The 1,502-nt window shown below is 61.8% G+C and carries 3 protein-coding genes; 1 reads left to right on the forward strand and 2 read right to left on the reverse strand.

Annotated features, from left to right (window positions below; genetic code table 11):
• Nucleotides 1-43: 43 nt before the first annotated feature.
• Together D8V06_RS20235 and D8V06_RS20240 are read right to left on the reverse strand one after the other, a co-directional pair.
• Nucleotides 44-637: a hypothetical protein gene (locus D8V06_RS20235; RefSeq protein WP_130931665.1), complete on the reverse strand. Its 594-nt coding sequence runs from the start codon at nt 635-637 to the stop codon at nt 44-46.
• Nucleotides 603-1,343: an SURF1 family protein gene (locus D8V06_RS20240; protein WP_056854360.1), complete on the reverse strand. Its 741-nt coding sequence runs from the start codon at nt 1,341-1,343 to the stop codon at nt 603-605. Before D8V06_RS20240 ends, D8V06_RS20235 begins: the two co-directional genes overlap by 35 nt.
• 70 nt (nt 1,344-1,413) lie before the next feature.
• Between D8V06_RS20240 and D8V06_RS20245 the strand changes: the two genes are divergently transcribed.
• Nucleotides 1,414-1,502, forward strand: an 89-nt coding sequence (locus D8V06_RS20245; RefSeq protein WP_130931667.1) for a DUF2909 family protein, incomplete at its 3' end; no start/stop codon positions are given.

Genomic DNA, 1,502 nt, shown 5'->3' on the forward strand with positions numbered 1-1,502 from the left:
AAACAGCGCGAGGCGAAATCCAGGTTTGGCCATGACGATGCCCTTATCCGATGTTGGACAGTTTCAGCAGGTGACGCAGGTCGTTCAGCAGGTCCTTACCTTTGACCGACGGGTCGTAGCGCAGCACCAGGTTGCCGTGGGGATCGATGATCCACAGTTGTGGTTCGGCCTTGTCCCCCGTGGTTTTGCTGAAGGTAGCGAGGTCCAGCGGATAGCGTTGCAGCTGCGGGTATTCGCGGGTCAGCTTGGCCTGGTAATCGCTGCTCAACGGCTGTGCAGCGGCGATGGCATGGCTGGCGCGCCCGGCATCGCGGCCCAGGCCGATCTGAATCTGCCGCGCCAGATACACCAGTTGCTGACAGTCGACAGCGCAATTCTTGGGCGCGGTCACCAGCAACTGCCAGCGCTCTTCCTCAGCCTTTACGCCGAGGTCGGCGCGGGTCTGGCCATTGCCGATCAGTTCGCCGTGATAACTGCGGCCCTCCGGCACCCAAAACTGCAGTTTGTACATGCCGGTGGCGAGGATCATCGGCCCGATCACACCGAGCAGGATCAGCAGCAACTGCAAACGTCCCTTGCGCCGGTTCAACGCCGGTTTTGCCTCAGACATGCTGGGTGGATTCATGGCCGCTCCCATGGTGTTTCTCCTTTGCGTTGTGCCAGCCGAGATAGAGATAAAGGCCGAACAGGGCGATCGACAGGGCGAACCACTGCACGGCATAAGCGATGTGTTTTTCCGGCCCCATGGCAACGACCGGCCAATCGGCCTGGTAAGTCGCCGGTCCGGTTTCTGCACGTAATTCATAGGCGAAGCCGTCGCGGTCGAGACCTGCCCAGAGCTTGGTCGGGTCAACTGCGGTGACCAATTGCGGCCAGGTCGTGGAATCGGGATCGGCGTGCAACTGGAAGGTTGCGCCCGGCGGCACGTAGACCCAGGCATCCAGGCTCAATGCCTGAACCGGTGTGGTGAATTGCGGTGGAGTGCGCCGGTCCGGCCACGGCAGCCAGCCTCGATTGACCAGCAGCCAGAGGCCGGTCGCCTGATCCTGAAACGGTTGCAGCAGCTCGACGCCGACCTTGCCGTCACGCTGGCGGTTATCCAGCAACAGGCTGTGGCTGGCATCGAACTGACCGTGCAGGCGGACCCGGCGGAAGGCTGGATCAACGCTGTGTTGCAGTTCGGTGCTGAGCATCGGTTCGGCGGCCCGGCGCTCGCTATAGGTTTGCAACAGCGCGCTTTTCTCCGCGCCCCGGCCCAATTGCCAGAACCCTAGCGACACCAGCAGCGGCAGCAGCAGGGCGACCACCAATGTCGGCACGATGCCCGGCCGGAAGCGCTTCATGGCGTCGCCAGAAAGTCAGTCGGTGCGATAGCTATACTCAAGTGCATCGCTAGTCCCCCGGAGTCTCACCATGCTCAAAGCAGCCATCGTCCTGATGCTGATTGCCACGGTTGTCAGCCTGTTCAGCGGCCTGTTTTTTCTGGTCAAGGACGACAGCAG

The sequence above is a fragment of the Pseudomonas sp. Sample_24 genome (assembly GCF_004307605.1).
Lineage (GTDB): Bacteria > Pseudomonadota > Gammaproteobacteria > Pseudomonadales > Pseudomonadaceae > Aquipseudomonas.